The organism is Marinomonas sp. UCMA 3892 (genome assembly GCF_012726345.1).
In the GTDB taxonomy this organism is placed as follows: Bacteria; Pseudomonadota; Gammaproteobacteria; order Pseudomonadales; family Marinomonadaceae; genus Marinomonas.
Window position 1 is genome coordinate 23,844 of record NZ_PTXN01000004.1, and the last position, 18,781, is coordinate 42,624.

The window sequence follows — 18,781 nt, forward strand, 5'->3', positions numbered from 1 at the left end:
CCTAACTAACAGAATCGCTACATATTAAGACTATGAATGGCTTTACCATTCAAGCAGGACTTAATAAAGGACATATGATCACATGTTTAATCGAATAGTTTTGACTTGCACGGTTTATATAGGGGTAGCCCTTCTACCAGCAATAGCGCATGCAATCACTCTCGAAGAAGCGACATATACGGCAATAGAAAACAATCCTGCTGTAAGACAAGCTGTCGCAAAATATCGAGAGTCCAAAGAAAATGCAGATATTGCTCGTCGCTCTGGCTATTATCCAAGCGTGGATCTTTCCGCAGGCATAGGCCGAGAAACAACTTACGCCGACAATAGCAAACCGAATGATATTGATCTTACTCGTCGCGAACTGAAACTTGCGCTGAACCAGCCATTATTTAACGGGTTTTCAACAAAAAATGAGATAGAACGATTAAACAGCGAGGCGGAAGCCGATCGTTGGAGCGCACTAATTTCTGTTGAGAATACAGCCCTAGAAGTGGCTCAGGTTTATGCTAACATTCTACGTTACAGAGAGCTTGTCGGCCTTGCCGAACTGAACTTAAAAACCCATGAGCGAATTTATGGACAAATTAAATTAAAAAGCGACTCAGGTATTGGGCGTCAATCTGATCTTAGCCAAATAACCGCACGCCTCGCTAAGGCCCATGCCAATCACTTTGCTGCAATTAATAATCTCCAAGATGCCGAAAGTAACTACAAAAATATTGTCGGAGAAATGCCGCCGGAAGACTTAATCTATCCGATGCCAGATAAAGACTTGCTACCAAAAAACCTTGAGTCGGCAATCAATGAATCATTAAAGAAAAATCCGGCAATTGAAGGTGCACGATGGGACGTTGCTGCAACAGAAAGCTCTCAAAAAATTGCCGATGCAGACAAATATCCAACGATTAGTTTTGGCTTAGAGCGCACATGGAACAACAATATAGATGGTGATAGAGGCCCAAGCGAAGATTTATTAGCCATGGTGCGGTTGAACTACAATCTTTATAGCGGCGGCACACACAAACGCAAACAAGAAGTTGCCGTTCAACAGAACCTCCAAGCGTCTGAAATACGCCGTAACACAATAAGAGATACTGAACTCACTGTGCGATTAGCTTGGGCAGCGTTTGAAGCAACCACAGGTCAAAAAGAACAAATTCGTAAATATGTCATTGCGACAAAAGAATCACAAATTGCTTACGAAAAACAATTTCGCTTAGGCCGCCGTACTTTACTTGATGTATTAGATAGTGAAAACGAACTTTTCCAAGCACGCCAAGATTATGTCAATGCGGACTACGATGAACTTTTTTCAGAATTCCGTTTATTTAACGCTAAAGGTGAACTTATGCGCGCATTCCGTATTTATCGCCCGCAACTCCTTGGTTTTAATGACGAATTTGATAAGGCAAAAATACCTCCAACCCCAGAACCTAGCGCAACAGAAGAGCTGAAAGCAGCTGAAAGTACGGTGAAAGTTGATGATGTCTCCCTGTCACCTGAGGCTCCACCTGTGGACGACTCAGAGAAAGCACAAGAAAGTGAGCTATTCTTAGACGCTAATGGAAACACTGGAAACTGGTAGACCGAGAATATTCTTTTCCTAACAGAATCATTGGTAAAACATACCATTTTTACGACCAATGATTCTGCTTTTTAATGATCAAAATATAAGGCATTGAGTCGATAGTATTACAAACTCATTTTTCTATAGAGCCCACTCATTGTCATATTCTTATCCACCTAAGCAACTATCTTAAAATCATGGGTGTTTTTTCTTCTCAGCGCCCCCATATTTCTATAGCATCAACACCTATTAACAGATTAAACAAAGCACTAAAACGTTGCTTTCGCTTTTAGGAACCGCCTTATGACTATCAAACTCGGCATTGTTATGGATCCCATTTCTTCCATAAACTACAAAAAAGACACTTCTCTCGCCATGCTATGGGCTGCAGCAGAAAAAGGCTGGCAACTTATTTATATGGAACAAAAAGACCTGTTTCTAGACAATGGCAAAGCCTACGCAATGACGCGCCCATTAAACGTTTATAAAGATCCTGCGCACTTTTACGATCTTGGTGAAGAAACAAAAATGGCAATGGGTGATATGGATGTGATCTTAATGCGTAAAGATCCGCCATTTGATAGCGAATTCGTTTACAGCACCATGATTCTAGAACAAGCAGAAAGAGATGGCGCACTTGTGGTCAACGACCCTAAAAGTTTACGTGACTGCAACGAAAAGCTCTTCGCCACTCAGTTCCCTCATTGCTGCCCACCAGTCTTAGTGACTCGACGTGCAGACTTGCTGAAAAGTTTCCACAAAGAACATGGCGACGTTATTTTCAAGCCTTTGGACGGCATGGGTGGCAGTTCGATTTTCCGCATTAAACCGGATGACTCAAACATCAGCGTGATTATTGAAACCCTAACAAACATGGGCGTAGAGCAAATCATGGCACAAAAATTCATCCCAGAAATCAAAGATGGCGATAAGCGCATTTTGGTTGTTAATGGTGAACCTGTGCCGTTTGCACTAGCACGCATTCCGGCATCAGGTGAAACCCGTGGCAACTTAGCTGCAGGCGGACGTGGTGAAGGCAGACCTCTTACTGATCGCGATCGCTGGATTTGCGAGCAAGTGATTCCATCATTGAAAGAAAAGAACTTAATGTTTGTTGGCTTAGACGTAATCGGCGACTATCTCACTGAAATCAACGTTACCAGCCCAACTTGCGTTCGCGAACTAGATACTCAATTCGATCTGAATATCGCTATGATGTTGATAGAAGCCATAGAAAAACGTCTTCAGTAATATTTACATGCGAGTAACAGATAAATTTTCTATTGCGCTTTTCATCGCCATTAGCTTTCATGCGCTAATGGTGATGATTATTGGCTTCGATTTCGAGCTTCCCTCTCCCAAGTCTAAAACGCTAGAGGTGACGCTCGTTCAACACACGACAAAAGCACCAGTTGAGGCTGACTTTATTGCACAAGCCAACCAGCAAGCAAGTGGCACTGAACTACGTAAGCAAAAGCTCACCACTACAGAAAATGCGCGTTTTTTATCTGACACCATTCAAGAAATATCACCTCCTGTCCAGCCCCAACTTGCCTCTGCCGAACCTATTGACGAGCCAAGTCTACTCGCAACCAGAAACCAAGAAGCGGTATTTGAGATTATCAATGAATCAGAAAATGAACCCAAAACACTAGAAGAAAAATTCCGTGGTGAAACCCAGATCCCTAGTCATATATCCAACGATATAGCGACATTAGAAGCGTTATTGGATCAACAACGACAAGCCTACGCCAAACGCCCAAGAATCCGCCGTTTAACATCTGTCTCTGCCAAAGCCGCCATTGATGCCCAATACCTAGACGATTGGCGACGCCGCATTGAACGAATCGGCAATATTCACTACCCAGAAGAAGCAAAACGCAATCACCTTTATGGAGAGCTACGTCTAGCCGTTATTATACAGCCGAACGGTTATGTCGATGATATTGAAGTTCTGCACTCTTCAGGGATTCGTGTTTTGGATGATGCCGCCATGCGTATTGTCCGTCTAGCTGAACCTTTTCAGGTCTTCCCAAGCGAACTAAAGAAAGAAGTGGATAAACTGGAAATCATTCGAACATGGCGATTTGTTCCTGGCAATCAACTACAAAGTCGGTAAACACATAAAAGCCAGAGAATATAAAAATCAATAGACATAAAAAAGCCCTCCAAAGCGAGGGCTTTATTGCTTTTGCATGCTAACGATAACGATCAGTCAAACTGACCATCACCCATTGCAAGACGAATTTTCTTCATTGCGTTCTTTTCAAGCTGGCGAATACGCTCAGCAGAAACACCGTATTCATCGGCCAATTCATGCAAGGTAGATTTTGCATCAGACAACCATCGTTGCACTAGAATATTTCGGCTACGCTCATCAAGATCCGCCATAGCGACTTCTAAGCGCTGATTGGAATCTTCCTCCCAGTTACCATTTTCAAGCAAGGTTGCAGGATCTGAACGATGGTCCTCTAGATATTGAGATGGCGCTTGAAAAGCACTGTCATCATCGTCATCTGCAGAAGCATCAAACGCCATATCAGAAGAACTTAAGCGCCCTTCCATTTGACGAACCACTTCAGGTGTCACTCCTAAATCACTAGCAACCGACTCTACTTCTGAATTACTAAACCAAGACAAAGACTTTTTCGCGCTACGCAAATTAAAGAACATTTTGCGTTGTGCTTTTGTCGTCGCAACTTTAACAATGCGCCAGTTTTTCAGAATAAACTCATGAATCTCGGCTTTAATCCAATGCACAGCAAAGGAAACAAGGCGAACACCGACTTCTGGGTTAAAGCGTTTAACCGCTTTCATCAAGCCAACGTTACCTTCTTGAATAAGGTCGCCTTGCGCTAAACCATATCCAGAATAACTTTTCGCAATATGTACAACAAATCTTAAGTGCGACATAACCAAGGTACGCGCAGCTTCAAGGTCTTCTTGATAATAAAGACGTTCCGCCAACGCTTTTTCTTCGTCTGCGGTTAAAATCGGAATTCTGCTGACGGCTTGTATGTAAGACTCTAGGTTCTGACCAGGAATCATCATATCCGTAGGCTGGAGAGCTTTACCCATCTCTATTTCCACCTTTCTAATTGTTCATACTGTATATGACAAAATACTAACAAGTAAATTCTGCTTGTGTGTGACATAAATGTGAATAAACCATGGCTATTATCTTAGTAGTAATATTAGCCTTTCATTGTCACTGCAGTTCAATAGTCGCGATATGTCGGTTAACGGCAATCCAAGCACCAAACACACCAATAAATGCACTAATAGTTAAACATAAAATAATTTCATCCGCATTAAAAGTTTGCAGTTGAAATCCGCTTTGATAGAGATCAATCAATCGTTCTGCAGGAGCACTTACCCACCAGCTAAGCACGAGAATACAAAGGCTGGCAAAAAAGCCGCCCAATACCCCGAACCAAAAACCCATGTACAAAAATGGTCGGCGAATATAAGCATCGGTTGCACCAACCAATTTCATAACCAACACTTCATCACGACGACTTTCTACCGCCATGCGAATGGTATTGCCAACAATCAACAACACAGCAACGACTAACAAAACCGACAACGCATAGACAAATCGCTGCCCAAAACTCAGTATATTCGCAAGACGCTGTAACCATTGTGCATCAAGTTCTGCATATTCCACTTCTTTTTGTGCCGCTAGCTGGTTTCGTAAAGCCTGCAAACTCGATAACGTCGTAATATCTACCGTTTGTCTAGGAATAACTCGCAGTACAATTGGCAAAGGGTTCTCTGGCAAAGCAGACATAATCTGCTCGTAACCACTGGAACGCTCAAAATACCGAAGCCCTTCTTCCTTAGAAATATACTCAACTGACGCAATATCGGCTTGCGCAGAAAGTCGATGCGACAAGGCAAGCGCTTGCGTGTCTTCTAAGTTAGGAAAAAGGTACAAGGTAATAACCGATTGCTGTTCCCATTGATCCGTCACAGATTGCACATTTTTCAGCAAAACATACAAACCGCCCGGTAGAGACAAGGCAATCGCAATTACCATCACCGTCATCACACTGGCCAATGGATAATGCACTAGCCGCATAAAGCTTTCAGTTAAGGTCGTTTGATGCTGACGAAAATATTTACTCGGACTAAAAGACGTTCGCGTCGGCCAATTATGCTTAGTTGCTTTAATCGATTCCCTAGTCGCACCGCGTTGATTCGGCTTCTGTGCCATTTAGCCAAACCCTCCATCATTCACCATTCGCCCCTGGTTTAAAGTCAAAACACGATGACGCATGCGCGCAACCAGAGCTAAATCATGACTGGCAACCAAAACGGTCACTCCAACACGATTAAACTCTTGGAATAGATTCATGATTTCTGCTGACAATTTAGGATCCAAATTACCGGTCGGCTCATCGGCTAACAACAATTGCGGTTTATTCACCACGGCTCGCGCAATACCAACGCGTTGTTGCTCGCCACCAGATAACGCCATTGGATAGTACTTTTCTTTATCCAACAACCCAACTTTATCCAGCGCCGCACGTACTCGCTTAGCAATTTGTTGGGGATCCGCTCCGCTCACCAACAATGGCAAGGCAACGTTATGGAAAACACTTCTGTCTAATAATAACTGATGATTCTGGAACACGACGCCAACACGACGCCGATGATGAGGAATCGCTCGGCGGCTCAACGTACGTAGATCCACCCCATCGACCAAAATTTGGCCCGAGGTTTGACGCTCGATCATCATCATGAGTTTCATCAAAGTGCTTTTACCTGCACCTGAATGCCCAGTAAGAAAAGCCATTTCACCTTGCTGCAAATGAAAACTCACCTGAGACAGTGCTTCTTGTCCGCTCTCGTACTTTTTACCCACTCGTTGAAATTCGATTTCCACGCTAATCCAGCATCCTTAAATTAGAAAGAAGAAAGGTCTAATCACCACTTACTTTACCATCAAGCAGTTGACTATCGAGCTATTCGCTATCAAACAAGGCATCGACAAACTCTTGAGCGACAAATGGACGTAAGTCATCCGCTTGTTCACCCACACCAATATAACGTATAGGAATGCCGAACTGTTTAGCGATGGCGAAAATAATACCGCCTTTTGCGGTTCCATCCAGTTTAGTCAGTGTAATACCACTTACACCAACCGCTTCGGAAAACAGCTTAGCCTGACTGATAGCATTTTGACCAGTACAGGCATCCAAAACCAACATAACTTCATGTGGCGCGTTTTCATCTAGCTTTTTCATTACACGAACGACTTTAGACAGCTCGTTCATCAAATTCGCTTTGTTTTGTAGACGACCAGCAGTATCTGCAATAACGATATCGACGCCTTTCGCTTTGGCAGACTCAATCGCATCATAAATAACCGACGCCGAATCAGCACCAGTGTGCTGAGCCACAACAGGAACATTATTACGCTCACCCCATACTTGAAGCTGCTCAACTGCCGCTGCACGGAAAGTATCCCCTGCCGCCAACATAACACTTTTACCTTCAGCCTGATATTTTTTGGCCAGCTTACCAATAGTTGTCGTCTTACCGACACCATTCACGCCGACCATTAGAATAACAAATGGGCCATCTTTACTAACAGGCTCTAGCATTTGTTGTGATTGGCTAAGAATACCATTCATATCGGCTTTTAAATGGCTCAACAAGGTCGCTGAGTCTTTTAATTCTTTACGGTTTAACTTGTCTGTTAACGCACTTATCAAGGTCTGCGTGGCATCAATACCAACATCCGCCATCAATAACTGAGTTTCTAGCTCTTCCAGCAGATTATCATCTACTTTTTTATGACCGCCGATAACGGAAGACAAGCCGTTACCTAATCCGCTGCGGGTGCGAGACAAGCCCAATTTAAAACGCTGTGACCAAGATAACGCTGGCTGCACTGGCTCTGACTCTCTTGGTATTTCTTCGACTGCGTGTGCTTTAGTAGTTGTCGCCACTTCATCTGCAAGTTGTGCGTCATTAGCCACTGTTTCCGCTGAGATGGCTTCATCCTGAACTGAATCGGGCTTATCTATATCCTTTTTCTTAGCTGCGGCAATATCTGCATTCATTTTGTTCACAAAACGACGGCGAACAACGAAAGCAATAATGGCTAAAAGTGTTCCAATCGCAATAGGAACATAACGCGCATATTCACCAAGATATGGTGTAAAAAAAACAATAATTTGGTTAACAACTTCCATTAAATCAGTCTCTTTATTTTGACTGATGCGATAAACATCAGTGAAATGCTATGATTAGACACAACGCCACATACATGGACACTTAAAAACGGTTATTTTAACATCATTCTGGCTCGCAAACAGGCTTAGTTTTAACCAAAATATTCTTAACACGCACCACTCAAGGCTCATTATGTCCGACGATAGCAAACCTCTATTTAGCCGACCCGTTCTGGCGGCGGTCATGTTGTTCTGTACTTTGGCTATTTGGCTATTAAATTTAACCGCTCCGAGCAGTAAATTCCCCACACCTCAGATTGAGAAATGGACAACCACGTCAGGTATTCCTGTGATCTGGATAAAACAAACAGAATGGCAAGATAGCAACAAACTGGAGCTTCGTTTTTCATTTCGCTCAGTCACGACTAACATAACATTGATCCAAACCACGCTGGCCATGTTAATGAGCGACTCTTTACCACTTAGTACTGCTTCAATTAACCAAAGGCTCGCGCCCTTAGCTGCCAGCGCAAACAGCTATTATGATCATGAAAATCAAACCATTGGTTTGACTCTGAGTAATGAACCTAAGTATTTGGTGCCGACGCTGTCCTTAGCAACCAATTGGCTTAGACAGCCAGATTTCAAACCTCGCACTTTCGATGCTTGGCAAACCCAACACCAAGCTAATCCTCCTGTGCAACATGAACTAGAAAATGTTTTATTTTTCGATAAGACTAATAATCAAAACAACACCACAACTACTGTCTCTTTAAAACAAGTTTCCGACTATTACCAGAGCTTAAAATCGTCTGCCGCTACTATTTTTATCGTGGGTGAAATGTCTCCAGAAACTAAGCAAACCGTCAAAAATGCTATTAATGCTATCAGCCAAGATTATCAGCTTTCCAATGCGTCTGCTGAGGCTATTCATTACGAGTCTATTAGTTCAACAATTCAACAAAACGAAGGCGAACTTTGGCAAACTCGTAGCGCCATTGCATTAGTGCCAGTGTCTTCTATCAAAGAATGGATCAGTCTGCAAATTTGGGGCGCCGACTTGGTTTCTACACTCAACCAGCAACAGCATATTGATTTTGTTCAGCTCGCTTTTACGCTTTCACCCCAGCGCCCTTGGGCGTGGTGGAACATCCAATATGCTAACAGCATCACAGAAACAGTAAGCCAACCTAGCTATGATGCAAATCGCTTCATTAGTGCTAAAAGCCTAGTGTTTGTAGAACAAGTCCCTTCAGTCAATGACAAAAAAGCCTTTGACACGCTACTGGATAATTTTAAACATCAACTCGAACAACAAACGCTATCACCAACTTGGTGGAGCTATATTGCCACACAAGTCACCCATGAAGATGGCGCGCTCACCGTGGAACAGTTCGCCGAAGGTTACAAAGATGCCATCGACAGCTTCACCATAGAAGATTATCAAACGGCTCTGCAACACCTATTAAAACCATCGTCCTATCAAGAGATTCAGGTTTACCAATGAAGAAAAAAGTTCTAAGTAACGTCTCGAATAAAAGCAAAGCGAAGGCATCGAGACTTCGTATCATCGCCGGTGAATGGCGCTCTCGCCAATTGCCGATTCCAGATATTGAAGGCTTACGTCCAACACCTGACAGAGTACGAGAAACCTTGTTCAACTGGATTAATGCTTATATTCCAGGTGCTGTTTGTGGCGACCTGTTTTGTGGTTCCGGTGCGCTTGGGTTAGAGGCGCTATCACGCGGTGCAAAACACATGACCTTTGTCGATAACTCACGTGTAGTATCGCAGCAGATGCAAACAAACTTAGCGACATTAAATGCAACGGATAAAGCCAATGTGATCGCACAAAACGCGGCTGTCTTTCTTGATAGCGTAACACCACACGCTATGGATATTGTGTTTTTAGATCCACCGTTCCGCAAAGGCTGGTTAGCACAGATTATCCCTTTGCTTGAAAAAGGCTGGCTCGCAGATCGTGCGCTTGTTTATATCGAAATGGAAAAAGAAGCCGATTTACCCGCACTACCAAGCCACTGGTCTTTATTGAAAGAAAAAATCGCTGGCCAATTAGTTTATCGATTATTTGAAGTGTCTAAATAATTAAGTATTCAAGCCCTATCCAAAATAGGGCTTTCTGGCTCCCCCACACAAACATCGCACCAGAAATAAGCAAAACAATATTTCCCCTTCTATAATGTCTTAATCAAAACAAACCATATCAGCCGTTTTGATTTGAGCACGATACTTGCATAACCTAATAAAATATGTGCCATTAATGAGCACTTCACTTAAACATTGCCTCGCGATGGAAGGTACCTATGCTGTCAAACCTATCCTTTAAGACCAAACTGTTCATACTTCTTATCACTGCGATTACGGGGTTAATTATCGTCACCGCTGTAGCCATGACAGGGCTCTCATTCCAACAAAGCGCCAACAATGAGCTGAGAAACCTCTCAAAAATTCAAGCATCAAATGATCAGCTGAGCATTCACATGCTAGAAATAGCTGACAGTCTGCGCTCCATTTCTGTGGACAATTACCAAGATTACGTTGCAAGCGCGAAAGAACAAATTGCGCAGAACGCCAACACCATAGCTACAAATATTGAAAAAGCTCATAGCCAAAACTTGAAGCAAACTCTCGAAGAAAACCTAATAGAACTTAACGACTATAGCCAAGCACTCATCACGCTGATCGAAAAACGCTATGTTATTGGTTTCGATTCCTCTTCAGGTTTACGCGGTAGCGTAGATCAAATGGGGACAGAAATAAGCGAAGATATCCAAAAGCTTAGCTTATTAAAACGAGAGTTCACCAATGTGCGTAAGGCTGAGGCTGGCTATTTATCAGATCCAACCGAAAGCAATTTAGAAGAGTTCACCGCCAGTTTCGACCGCTTCGATAACCGAATTGAGAACTTTGGCTTTCAAGACACTCATGGTGTAAAAGCCCATGCATACCGCGATGCCATTCTGCAATACGGTAAAGAATACAAATCACTTAACGAGATTGAAAATTCTTTCACGACGCAAAAAAATCAATTTACCGAAAGCCAACTTAAAGCGAATCAACTGATTGAGGACAAAGTTCAGCAAGCAGAAAACAGCACAGAAAAAAGCTCTACTCAAGCCAACGCAACCCTACTGAGCGTTAGTATCGCAGTAATTCTAGTAGCTGCACTACTCATGCTTGCCATTGGCCGCAGCGTCAATAGCACGTTACAAAACATTATTACTGACCTTAATAAAGTTAAAAAAGGCGATATGTCATCAAAAGCGTCGGTTAACACTAAACGTAACGATGAGTTCGATCAATTGAGCCAATCCCTCAATGAAATGACTAGCGGCTTGGGTGACGTATTAAAAGATGTTGTTTCGACAACTGACAATGTCAGTACTATGTCTACTGATTTAAACAACACCATCAGCAGCATTGCCAACAGTAACCACTTAGTCAACCAGCGTACGCATTCATTGGCTTCTGCAACGGACGATATTTCTAGCCGTTTAACCGAATTGTCTAGCACCACAAATACACTTCAAGCGCACTCCAATGAAACCTACCAATCAGCTAAATCTGGCGCGGATACGATTAAATCAGTGTTAAGCAGCATCACCGACACAGTAAATATAGTGAATATGACAGGGCAACAGCTTGATGAACTAGGCCGTTTATCCAAAAACATCGATAGTGTCATTGCCATGATTAATGACCTTGCTAGCCAAACCAACTTACTCGCGCTGAACGCCGCGATAGAAGCTGCTCGCGCAGGAGAAGCGGGACGCGGATTCTCTGTGGTCGCAGATGAAGTTCGTGCCTTGGCCGAAAAGACCGTCGATGCCACCTCGAAGATCACAGACATAGTCAATACTATTCAGCAATCAACTCAAACCGCGATTAGCACTATGGAAAGCGGACAATCTAATCTAAAAATCATCAGTGAAAATGGCAGTAAGGCCGAAGAAGCAATGCGCGACATAGAGAGTAACGCCATGACCGGATCGAAATCTACTGATTCAATGGCAAGTGCTATTCAAGATGTTGCCAGTACCGCCATTCAAATGAGCACAGAGATGGAGGAAATTGCTCAACAATTAAACCAAGATACTCGCTCTATCGATATTTTGGCGGATAAAACTAAACAGATTCAAAAAATTTCCGAGCAACTTGCTGTTAAAACTCAGGTATTTACTCTCGTTTAACAACTTACCGCTCTTCGGATATCACTAATAAGTAAGACGCTCCTGCCATCAACTGATGACAGAAGCGTCTTACTTTCAAACTTCTAACGCCATACACAGATCGATGGCGGCATCCGCCTCTTGATGACACTGTGCACAAACGCTAGACTGTGTCACATCTTTCATCGATGAGCCTTCCCACGTTTCTGCACGGGAATTTGAGCACTTTCTTTAGGACTTTACTTTAGGATATAAACAAACCTATGCCGGACGTCATCCCAGCCGACTCTGTTGGTATTGTTACGCCACAGATTGCGCAATTCGACACACCATTGGCGCTTTCCTGCGGACAATCCTTGTCATCGTACCAGTTGATTTACGAGACTTATGGCACTCTGAACCAAAGCGCTTCTAATGCTATTTTGATTTGTCATGCACTCAGTGGAGATCATCACGCAGCGGGCTATCATGCCATGTCGGATAGCAAACCGGGTTGGTGGGACACCGCTATAGGGCCAGGAAAAGCCATCGACACCAATAAATTTTTTGTGATTGCTCTTAATAATCTAGGTGGTTGCTGCGGTTCAACGGGCCCTACTAGCATCAATCCAGAAACAGGACAGCGCTGGGAAGCCAGCTTCCCGATTGTCACAGTAGAAGATTGGGTCGAAAGCCAAGCACGCTTAGCCGATTTATTGGGCATCCAAACCTTTGCCGCTATCGTTGGCGGCAGCCTAGGTGGCATGCAAGTACTGGAATGGAGTATCCGTTTCCCCACTCGTTTGCAGTCTGCCGTAATTGTCGCGTCAGCGCCGAAACTATCCACACAAAACATTGCTTTCAATGAAGTAGCGCGCCAGTCCATTCGCCGCGATCCTGACTTTTTTGATGGCAACTATATAGACAATAATTCCGTACCAACCAACGGTCTTGGTTTGGCCCGCATGCTTGGCCACATCACCTACCTTTCAGACGATGCCATGGGCGCTAAATTTGGACGTCAGATGCGCCATGATAGCTACCAATACAATTACGGCATTGAGTTCGAGGTAGAAAGCTATTTGCGTTATCAAGGCGAAGCATTTACCAAACGCTTTGATGCCAATACCTACATGCTGATGACAAAGGCGCTGGATTATTTTGATCCCGCCTCACAAACCAATGGCGATCTTTCTGCTGTATTAAGCCGTGCGCAATGCGAATTTTTATTGGTTTCCTTTACCACCGACTGGCGCTTCTCTCCAGAACGTAGTGAAGAAATCGTCAACGCACTTGTCAAAGCCGGTAAATCAGTTTCTTACGCTAAGATCGAAGCAACAGAAGGCCATGACGCCTTTTTATTCCCGATTCCTCGTTACATGACTGTGTTAAACACCTTTTTAACCCGTGTTGCCAATCGCTTAACCACGGAGATCAAATAATGCGTTCTGATTTAGAGATAATCGACGAATGGGTTCAGCCCAATATTCGCGTGCTTGATTTGGCTTGTGGTCCCGGCGAATTGCTCCACCACCTTATTAAAAATAAGCAGGTGAACGGCTATGGTTTGGAAATCGGCCATGACGATTTGAATATCTGTATAGAAAAAGGCATTCCAGTTTTAGAGCAAAACATCGACGAAGGTTTGCAAAACTTTGATGACCAGAGTTTTGACTTAGTTTTGATGACTCATGCTTTGCAACAATTCCGTCGTCCTGATTTATTGATCGACGAAATGCTACGCATCGGCAAAGAATGCATTATCACTTTCCCGAACTTCGGCCATTGGCGCAGCCGTTTACATTTGGCGTTAAAGGGCAGAATGCCAGTGTCTGATTTCTTGCCATACAACTGGTACGACACACCGAACATTCACTTTTTTACCTTCCAAGATTTTGAGCGTCTTTGTAAAGAAAAAAATATCAAAGTGTTACGTTGGGCTGCCGTAGATGGCCAACTAAAAGACCATTGGTGGATTCGTTCTATGCCTAACTTATTCAGTGAAACGGCGATTTTCCATATCAGCCGTTAAACCACGGTCAATAACATAAATCGAACGATTAAAGATGACAACAAGGCGGCGAATCAGCCGCCTTTGTTTTAGAAAATGAAGGAAAAAACCGATGAACAAAACCATCGTATTAGCCAGCAACAATGCCGGAAAAATCAAAGAATTCAATGCGTTGCTTGGCGACATGGGCATTGATATTAAACCGCAAAGCGAGTTTAACGTCGAAGAAGCCGAAGAAACAGGCCTAAGTTTTATTGAAAACGCCATTTTGAAAGCCCGTAATGCCTGTGCTCATACAGGATTGCCAGCCTTAGCGGATGATTCAGGCATTGAAGTGGATTATCTTGATGGCGCGCCGGGCATTTACTCCGCTCGCTTTGCTGGTGAGCATGGTGATAATGATGCTAATAACAAGCTACTACTAGAAAAGCTAGAAGGTGTGCCTGAACTAGAACGTACTGCTCGTTTCCATTGTGTATTAGCCTATATGCGTCACAAAGACGACCCAACACCTCAAGTCTTTCATGGTGTTTGGGAAGGCCGCATTTTGACCTCCGCAGAAGGCCAAGAAGGCTTTGGTTATGACCCTATATTCTATGTTCCAGAATGCGCTTGCAGCGCCGCTAGCCTGCCAAAAGAGGTAAAAAATCAGATCAGCCACCGTGCCAAAGCCTTGAAACAACTTTTTGCTAACTTCCAGCAGTCTCAACAAGGTAAGCCATTTTGAGCACGCAACTTCCACCACTAAGTCTGTACATCCATTTACCTTGGTGTGTGCGTAAGTGCCCATATTGTGACTTCAATTCCCATCAAGCAGACCGCTTTGAAGACAATGGCAAGCTTCCAGAAGACGCCTATTTGGCACAACTTCTAGCTGATCTAGACGCCGATTTACCTTATGTTGCTGGACGAGAAATCCAAACCGCTTTTATTGGCGGCGGTACGCCAAGCTTAATGAGCGAAGACTTCTATTATCGTTTGATGGATGCGTTACGCGAAAAACTGGTTTGGGCAGACAACGCTGAAATCACCATGGAAGCGAATCCAGGGACGTTTGAGCAAGAAAAGTTTCGCCATTTTCGTCAGGCTGGTATTAATCGTTTATCGATTGGTATTCAGAGTTTCCAGCCAAACCTGTTGAAAACCCTAGGAAGAATCCACAACCGCGAAGAAGCAATACACGCTGTGGATAAGTCTAGAGCCGCTGGTTTTGACAATATCAACCTGGATTTGATGCATGGTCTACCAGATCAAAGCTTAGAAATGGCGCTGGAGGATCTGTCTCTCGCTATCGAATTGAACCCTGAGCATTTGTCTTGGTATCAATTAACGATTGAACCCAATACTGAGTTTTATCGCCGACCTCCGACGCTACCAGAAGACAACACCCTATGGGGCATTCAAGACGCAGGACAAGCACTATTGGCTAAACATGGTTACGTCCAGTACGAAGTTTCAGCAAATTCAAAAGAGAACCGACAAGCCGCACACAACCTTAATTATTGGCGTTTCGGCGATTACATAGGAATTGGCGCTGGCGCCCATGGCAAGATAACATTGATTAATGGTCAAATATTTCGTACACGAAAGACTCGTCATCCAAATCATTACCTAAACAATCTAGCTGAAGCGTTAGTTATCAAAGAAGCTATAGAACAAGAAGACCTGCCTCTTGAGTTTATGATGAACCGTTTACGTTTGTTCGAAACCTTTGATTTAAAGGATTACGAGCGTTTTGCCTATCAAAAAGTGCCGAATTCACTGGTCAAAGCCTGCGAAATAGCGCTAAAACAAGGCTTGTTAGATATAGACGAATGGAAAAAACAACGCATCAAAACAACCGAAAAAGGCAAATTATTTCTCAATGAATTGCTTGAATTATTCCTTCCATAGCACATCATTTTATTTACCATTATTTGACATCTAAGCATTTAGGTGTAACTCTTGTCTCGTTAAGAACAAAAAAGGCCATTCTTTAATGGCTTTTTTTGTTCTTAACGGCAACACAATATCTAGCGACTTTTTGACAAAAACAATCTTTTTAAACGAAAGGAATCGCCCATTTTTTCTTTCTAATTCAATAATTTATAGCACTCAATCTCTCGCATTCTTGTTGAATTATTGAGATGCAAGAAGACGCGTGCCGACAAGCAAACTTGTCAAACTAGATTATGCATAAATTGTGAAAATAGAACAAAATACGTCGTATTAAGAACAATCCAGAAATACGAATTCTTTTACGGTTAGGTAGCGGAATTGTGTAAAAAAACGCTCATGTTGATTTTCGTTTAAAAAGATTTGCAAAGACCTTTATTAAGTTCAGTAATTCAACAAAGGTCTTGGGAAAGTTTTCACTAATTCGGGAGAATGTTTATGAGTAATAAAGTACCTGACAATGGTCGGGCAGAATACAACACGTCGTATAAAGTAGGACAAGATAACATCCAGTTTCTTGGCCTAGACGTATTAAATCCAGTGTTTAGTACCAGCGCGCTTATTATTTTTGCATTCATCATTGGCAGTATCTTATTCCCTGCTGATGCGAGTGTAATTTTATCTGGTGCAAAAAATTGGTCGATCAATAATTTTGATTGGTTCTTTATGGTAGCTGGTAATATTTTCGTGATCTTTTGTTTGCTACTGATTCTCCTTCCTCTCGGTAAAATTCGCCTTGGTGGAACCGAAGCAAGTGCAGAACACTCAACTATTACTTGGTTCTCAATGCTATTTGCAGCGGGTATGGGTATTGGTTTGATGTTCTGGAGTGTGGCAGAACCTGTTGCTTATTATACAGGCTGGTACGGTACACCTTTTGATGTGGTTAAAAACACACCAGAAGCACGAGACCTAGCAATGGGGGCAACCATGTTCCATTGGGGTCTTCATCCTTGGGCTATTTATGCTGTTGTGGGTCTGTCATTGGCGTTCTTTGCATACAACAAAGGCTTGCCTCTTACTATTCGTTCTGCTTTTTACCCACTATTCGGTGAGAAAGTTTGGGGTGGTATCGGTCACGTCATCGACGTTGTCTCTGTCATTGCAACAATCTTTGGTTTAGCAACCTCTCTTGGCTTTGGTGCGCTGCAAGCGACTAGTGGTCTTAACTTCCTTTTTGATATTCCTAATACGCTAGCGACACAAATTGTTGTGATTTGCGTAGTAACTGCCGTTGCAATTATTTCGGTGGCACGTGGTCTAGAAGGTGGCGTAAAACTACTATCTAACGTCAACATGATCATCGCTGCGGTGTTGGCAATCTTCATTGTAATCGTGGGTAACACTGGTGCTATCTTTGCAGCAATGGGTTCTTACTTGCTGAACTATGTTGAATACATCATTCCTTTAAGTAACTGGATCGATCGAACAGACACAACTTTCTACCATGGTTGGACTGTGTTCTATTGGGCTTGGTGGATTTCCTGGTCACCATTTGTCGGCATGTTTATAGCGCGCGTTTCTCGTGGTCGTACTGTTCGTGAATTCCTTGTAGCAGTTCTATTGGTACCAACGGTTGTTTCTCTTATATGGATGTCTATTTTTGGTGGTTCAGCTCTAGATCAGTCCGCTAACGGCGTTGGTGCATTGGCAAACGGTATTACTGACTCGTCGTTGGCTATGTTCCAAATGTTTGCAAGCTTACCTATGACGTCTGTAATCTCCTTCATTGGTATTATTCTAGTATTGGTATTCTTTGTAACATCCTCTGACTCTGGCTCTTTGGTTAGCGATGGTATTACCGCTGGCGGTAAAACTGACGCACCAATGATTCAACGTGTCTTCTGGGCGGTTTTAGAAGGTATCATCGCAATTGCTCTGCTAGTGGGTGGTGGTTCCGAAGCTCTTGGCGCAATCCAAGCAGCAGCGATTACTATTGGCTTACCATTCACACTGCTTATGCTAATCATGTGTGTAAGCTTGTGGAAAGGTTTGCGTAGCGATATGCATCTTTATAAAAAAGCATAGATTTCTAGTAATTCCGTAGAGATCTATTACTACTAAAAACAACGTGAGTGGCTGTAACAGGGCATTCACGTTGTTTTCTTTTTGTAAATACTCTATTATCGGCGTCCTCTTAGGGGAGTAATCTTCTTTGCGTATACCAAGTGTATTGCAAAGATTCTTTGTCAACATAATCGAGCCTCAAGCTCGTGGCAAAGAAGTCCTGATCCGATAATATATCGCAGGGTTGATGAGACTTAAGACAATGACTTGGCTCAGGTGGGCTCAGGTTCGTTGTCTTTCGTTTATTGCCCACCTAGGACCTATCAAAAATGGAAGCACTACTCACTTCTATCTCTACTGTTGCTCTTGCTGAAATGGGTGATAAAACCCAGCTTTTAGCTTTATTCCTTGCTACGCGTTTCGCATCTAAATCTTCTATTGTTCTAGGTATTCTTGCAGCGACATTACTCAATCACGCCCTGTCTGCATGGCTTGGTGTCGAAATAGCTCAATGGATCCCCGAAAGTGCGATCAGTTGGGTAGTGGGTTTAAGCTTTATCGCTGTAGGCCTGTGGTTATTGATCCCAGATAAAGACGACAGTGAAGACAATAGCATGCTGAAATACGGTGCGTTTGGAGCAACGTTTGTCTTGTTTTTCCTCGCCGAAATCGGTGACAAAACTCAAATCGCGACCGTCTTATTAGGTGCTCACTATGGCAGTGTCTGGATGGTCTTGCTAGGCTCAACAATAGGGATGATGTTGGCTAACGTACCTGTGGTATTTGCTGGCAACTGGATAATGGAGCGAATCAATGCTAACCGTACGCGTCTACTTGCCTGTTTACTTTTTCTGATCATGGGAATCGTGACAATAGCGACACCTCTACTTCAATAGATAGATAAATA

16 protein-coding genes are annotated in these 18,781 nt (G+C 43.2%); 12 read left to right on the forward strand and 4 right to left on the reverse strand.

What is annotated here, in order from left to right; genetic code table 11:
- Window positions 1–82: 82 nt before the first annotated feature.
- The 3 genes from B6N13_RS06735 to B6N13_RS06745 all read left to right on the forward strand — a co-directional run bounded on the left by B6N13_RS06735 (window position 83) and on the right by B6N13_RS06745 (window position 3,689).
- The gene (locus B6N13_RS06735) at window positions 83–1,588 is read left to right on the forward strand and encodes a TolC family outer membrane protein (RefSeq protein ID WP_169458923.1); all 1,506 of its coding nucleotides are present in this window, start codon (window positions 83–85) and stop codon (window positions 1,586–1,588) included.
- A 285-nt stretch (window positions 1,589–1,873) separates the two neighbouring features.
- Window positions 1,874–2,821, forward strand: coding sequence for a glutathione synthase (gene gshB, locus B6N13_RS06740; RefSeq protein WP_012071983.1), 948 nt, complete (start codon window positions 1,874–1,876; stop codon window positions 2,819–2,821).
- A gap of 7 nt (window positions 2,822–2,828) precedes the next feature.
- Complete coding sequence (locus tag B6N13_RS06745) at window positions 2,829–3,689, forward strand: energy transducer TonB (protein ID WP_012071984.1); 861 nt, start codon at window positions 2,829–2,831, stop codon at window positions 3,687–3,689.
- Between the two features lie 92 nt (window positions 3,690–3,781).
- Here the strand turns inward: B6N13_RS06745 and rpoH are convergent, their stop codons facing one another.
- The 4 genes from rpoH to ftsY form a co-directional block, all read right to left on the reverse strand.
- The gene (gene rpoH, locus B6N13_RS06750) at window positions 3,782–4,648 is read right to left on the reverse strand and encodes an RNA polymerase sigma factor RpoH (protein WP_012071985.1); all 867 of its coding nucleotides are present in this window, start codon (window positions 4,646–4,648) and stop codon (window positions 3,782–3,784) included.
- A gap of 130 nt (window positions 4,649–4,778) precedes the next feature.
- Entirely contained in the window at window positions 4,779–5,786 is a 1,008-nt protein-coding gene (gene ftsX / locus B6N13_RS06755) for a permease-like cell division protein FtsX (protein WP_012071986.1), read from the reverse strand.
- A complete protein-coding gene (gene ftsE / locus B6N13_RS06760) occupies window positions 5,787–6,458 on the reverse strand; it encodes a cell division ATP-binding protein FtsE (RefSeq protein WP_012071987.1) in 672 nt (223 codons plus the stop codon).
- A gap of 79 nt (window positions 6,459–6,537) precedes the next feature.
- Window positions 6,538–7,773 carry a signal recognition particle-docking protein FtsY gene (gene ftsY / locus B6N13_RS06765; protein ID WP_169458924.1) on the reverse strand — a complete coding sequence of 412 codons (1,236 nt, stop codon included), beginning with the start codon at window positions 7,771–7,773 and terminating at the stop codon, window positions 6,538–6,540.
- A gap of 172 nt (window positions 7,774–7,945) precedes the next feature.
- Here ftsY and B6N13_RS06770 point away from each other — a divergent pair, with 172 nt between their 5' ends.
- The 9 genes from B6N13_RS06770 to B6N13_RS06810 all read left to right on the forward strand — a co-directional run bounded on the left by B6N13_RS06770 (window position 7,946) and on the right by B6N13_RS06810 (window position 18,770).
- Entirely contained in the window at window positions 7,946–9,259 is a 1,314-nt protein-coding gene (locus B6N13_RS06770) for an insulinase family protein (protein WP_169458925.1), read from the forward strand.
- Entirely contained in the window at window positions 9,256–9,858 is a 603-nt protein-coding gene (gene rsmD, locus B6N13_RS06775) for a 16S rRNA (guanine(966)-N(2))-methyltransferase RsmD (protein ID WP_012071990.1), read from the forward strand. The genes B6N13_RS06770 and rsmD overlap by 4 nt, the downstream gene beginning before the upstream one ends.
- 218 nt (window positions 9,859–10,076) lie before the next feature.
- Window positions 10,077–11,963 carry a methyl-accepting chemotaxis protein gene (locus B6N13_RS06780; RefSeq protein WP_169458926.1) on the forward strand — a complete coding sequence of 629 codons (1,887 nt, stop codon included), beginning with the start codon at window positions 10,077–10,079 and terminating at the stop codon, window positions 11,961–11,963.
- A gap of 242 nt (window positions 11,964–12,205) precedes the next feature.
- Window positions 12,206–13,363: a homoserine O-acetyltransferase gene (locus tag B6N13_RS06785; protein WP_012071992.1), complete on the forward strand. Its 1,158-nt coding sequence runs from the start codon at window positions 12,206–12,208 to the stop codon at window positions 13,361–13,363.
- A complete protein-coding gene (metW, locus tag B6N13_RS06790) occupies window positions 13,363–13,953 on the forward strand; it encodes a methionine biosynthesis protein MetW (protein ID WP_012071993.1) in 591 nt (196 codons plus the stop codon). The genes B6N13_RS06785 and metW overlap by 1 nt, the downstream gene beginning before the upstream one ends.
- A 91-nt stretch (window positions 13,954–14,044) precedes the next feature.
- The gene (gene rdgB / locus B6N13_RS06795) at window positions 14,045–14,659 is read left to right on the forward strand and encodes an RdgB/HAM1 family non-canonical purine NTP pyrophosphatase (protein ID WP_012071994.1); all 615 of its coding nucleotides are present in this window, start codon (window positions 14,045–14,047) and stop codon (window positions 14,657–14,659) included.
- The gene (hemW, locus tag B6N13_RS06800) at window positions 14,656–15,825 is read left to right on the forward strand and encodes a radical SAM family heme chaperone HemW (protein WP_169458927.1); all 1,170 of its coding nucleotides are present in this window, start codon (window positions 14,656–14,658) and stop codon (window positions 15,823–15,825) included. Before rdgB ends, hemW begins: the two co-directional genes overlap by 4 nt.
- Before the next feature lie 480 nt (window positions 15,826–16,305).
- Entirely contained in the window at window positions 16,306–17,895 is a 1,590-nt protein-coding gene (locus B6N13_RS06805) for a BCCT family transporter (protein ID WP_169458928.1), read from the forward strand.
- Window positions 17,896–18,203: 308 nt separating this feature from the next.
- Window positions 18,204–18,770: a TMEM165/GDT1 family protein gene (locus B6N13_RS06810; protein ID WP_012071997.1), complete on the forward strand. Its 567-nt coding sequence runs from the start codon at window positions 18,204–18,206 to the stop codon at window positions 18,768–18,770.
- Window positions 18,771–18,781 lie beyond the last annotated feature (11 nt).

Bases quoted from the DNA above. Each gene is read 5' to 3' on its own strand.
- B6N13_RS06735 (WP_169458923.1), top strand. From the start codon at position 83: ATGTTTAATCGAATAGTTTTGACTTGCACGGTTTATATAGGGGTAGCC.
- gshB (WP_012071983.1), top strand. From the start codon at position 1,874: ATGACTATCAAACTCGGCATTGTTATGGATCCCATTTCTTCCATAAAC.
- B6N13_RS06745 (WP_012071984.1), top strand. From the start codon at position 2,829: ATGCGAGTAACAGATAAATTTTCTATTGCGCTTTTCATCGCCATTAGC.
- rpoH (WP_012071985.1), bottom strand. From the start codon at position 4,648: ATGGGTAAAGCTCTCCAGCCTACGGATATGATGATTCCTGGTCAGAAC.
- ftsX (WP_012071986.1), bottom strand. From the start codon at position 5,786: ATGGCACAGAAGCCGAATCAACGCGGTGCGACTAGGGAATCGATTAAA.
- ftsY (WP_169458924.1), bottom strand. From the start codon at position 7,773: ATGGAAGTTGTTAACCAAATTATTGTTTTTTTTACACCATATCTTGGT.
- B6N13_RS06770 (WP_169458925.1), top strand. From the start codon at position 7,946: ATGTCCGACGATAGCAAACCTCTATTTAGCCGACCCGTTCTGGCGGCG.
- rsmD (WP_012071990.1), top strand. From the start codon at position 9,256: ATGAAGAAAAAAGTTCTAAGTAACGTCTCGAATAAAAGCAAAGCGAAG.
- B6N13_RS06780 (WP_169458926.1), top strand. From the start codon at position 10,077: ATGCTGTCAAACCTATCCTTTAAGACCAAACTGTTCATACTTCTTATC.
- B6N13_RS06785 (WP_012071992.1), top strand. From the start codon at position 12,206: ATGCCGGACGTCATCCCAGCCGACTCTGTTGGTATTGTTACGCCACAG.
- metW (WP_012071993.1), top strand. From the start codon at position 13,363: ATGCGTTCTGATTTAGAGATAATCGACGAATGGGTTCAGCCCAATATT.
- rdgB (WP_012071994.1), top strand. From the start codon at position 14,045: ATGAACAAAACCATCGTATTAGCCAGCAACAATGCCGGAAAAATCAAA.
- B6N13_RS06805 (WP_169458928.1), top strand. From the start codon at position 16,306: ATGAGTAATAAAGTACCTGACAATGGTCGGGCAGAATACAACACGTCG.
- B6N13_RS06810 (WP_012071997.1), top strand. From the start codon at position 18,204: ATGGAAGCACTACTCACTTCTATCTCTACTGTTGCTCTTGCTGAAATG.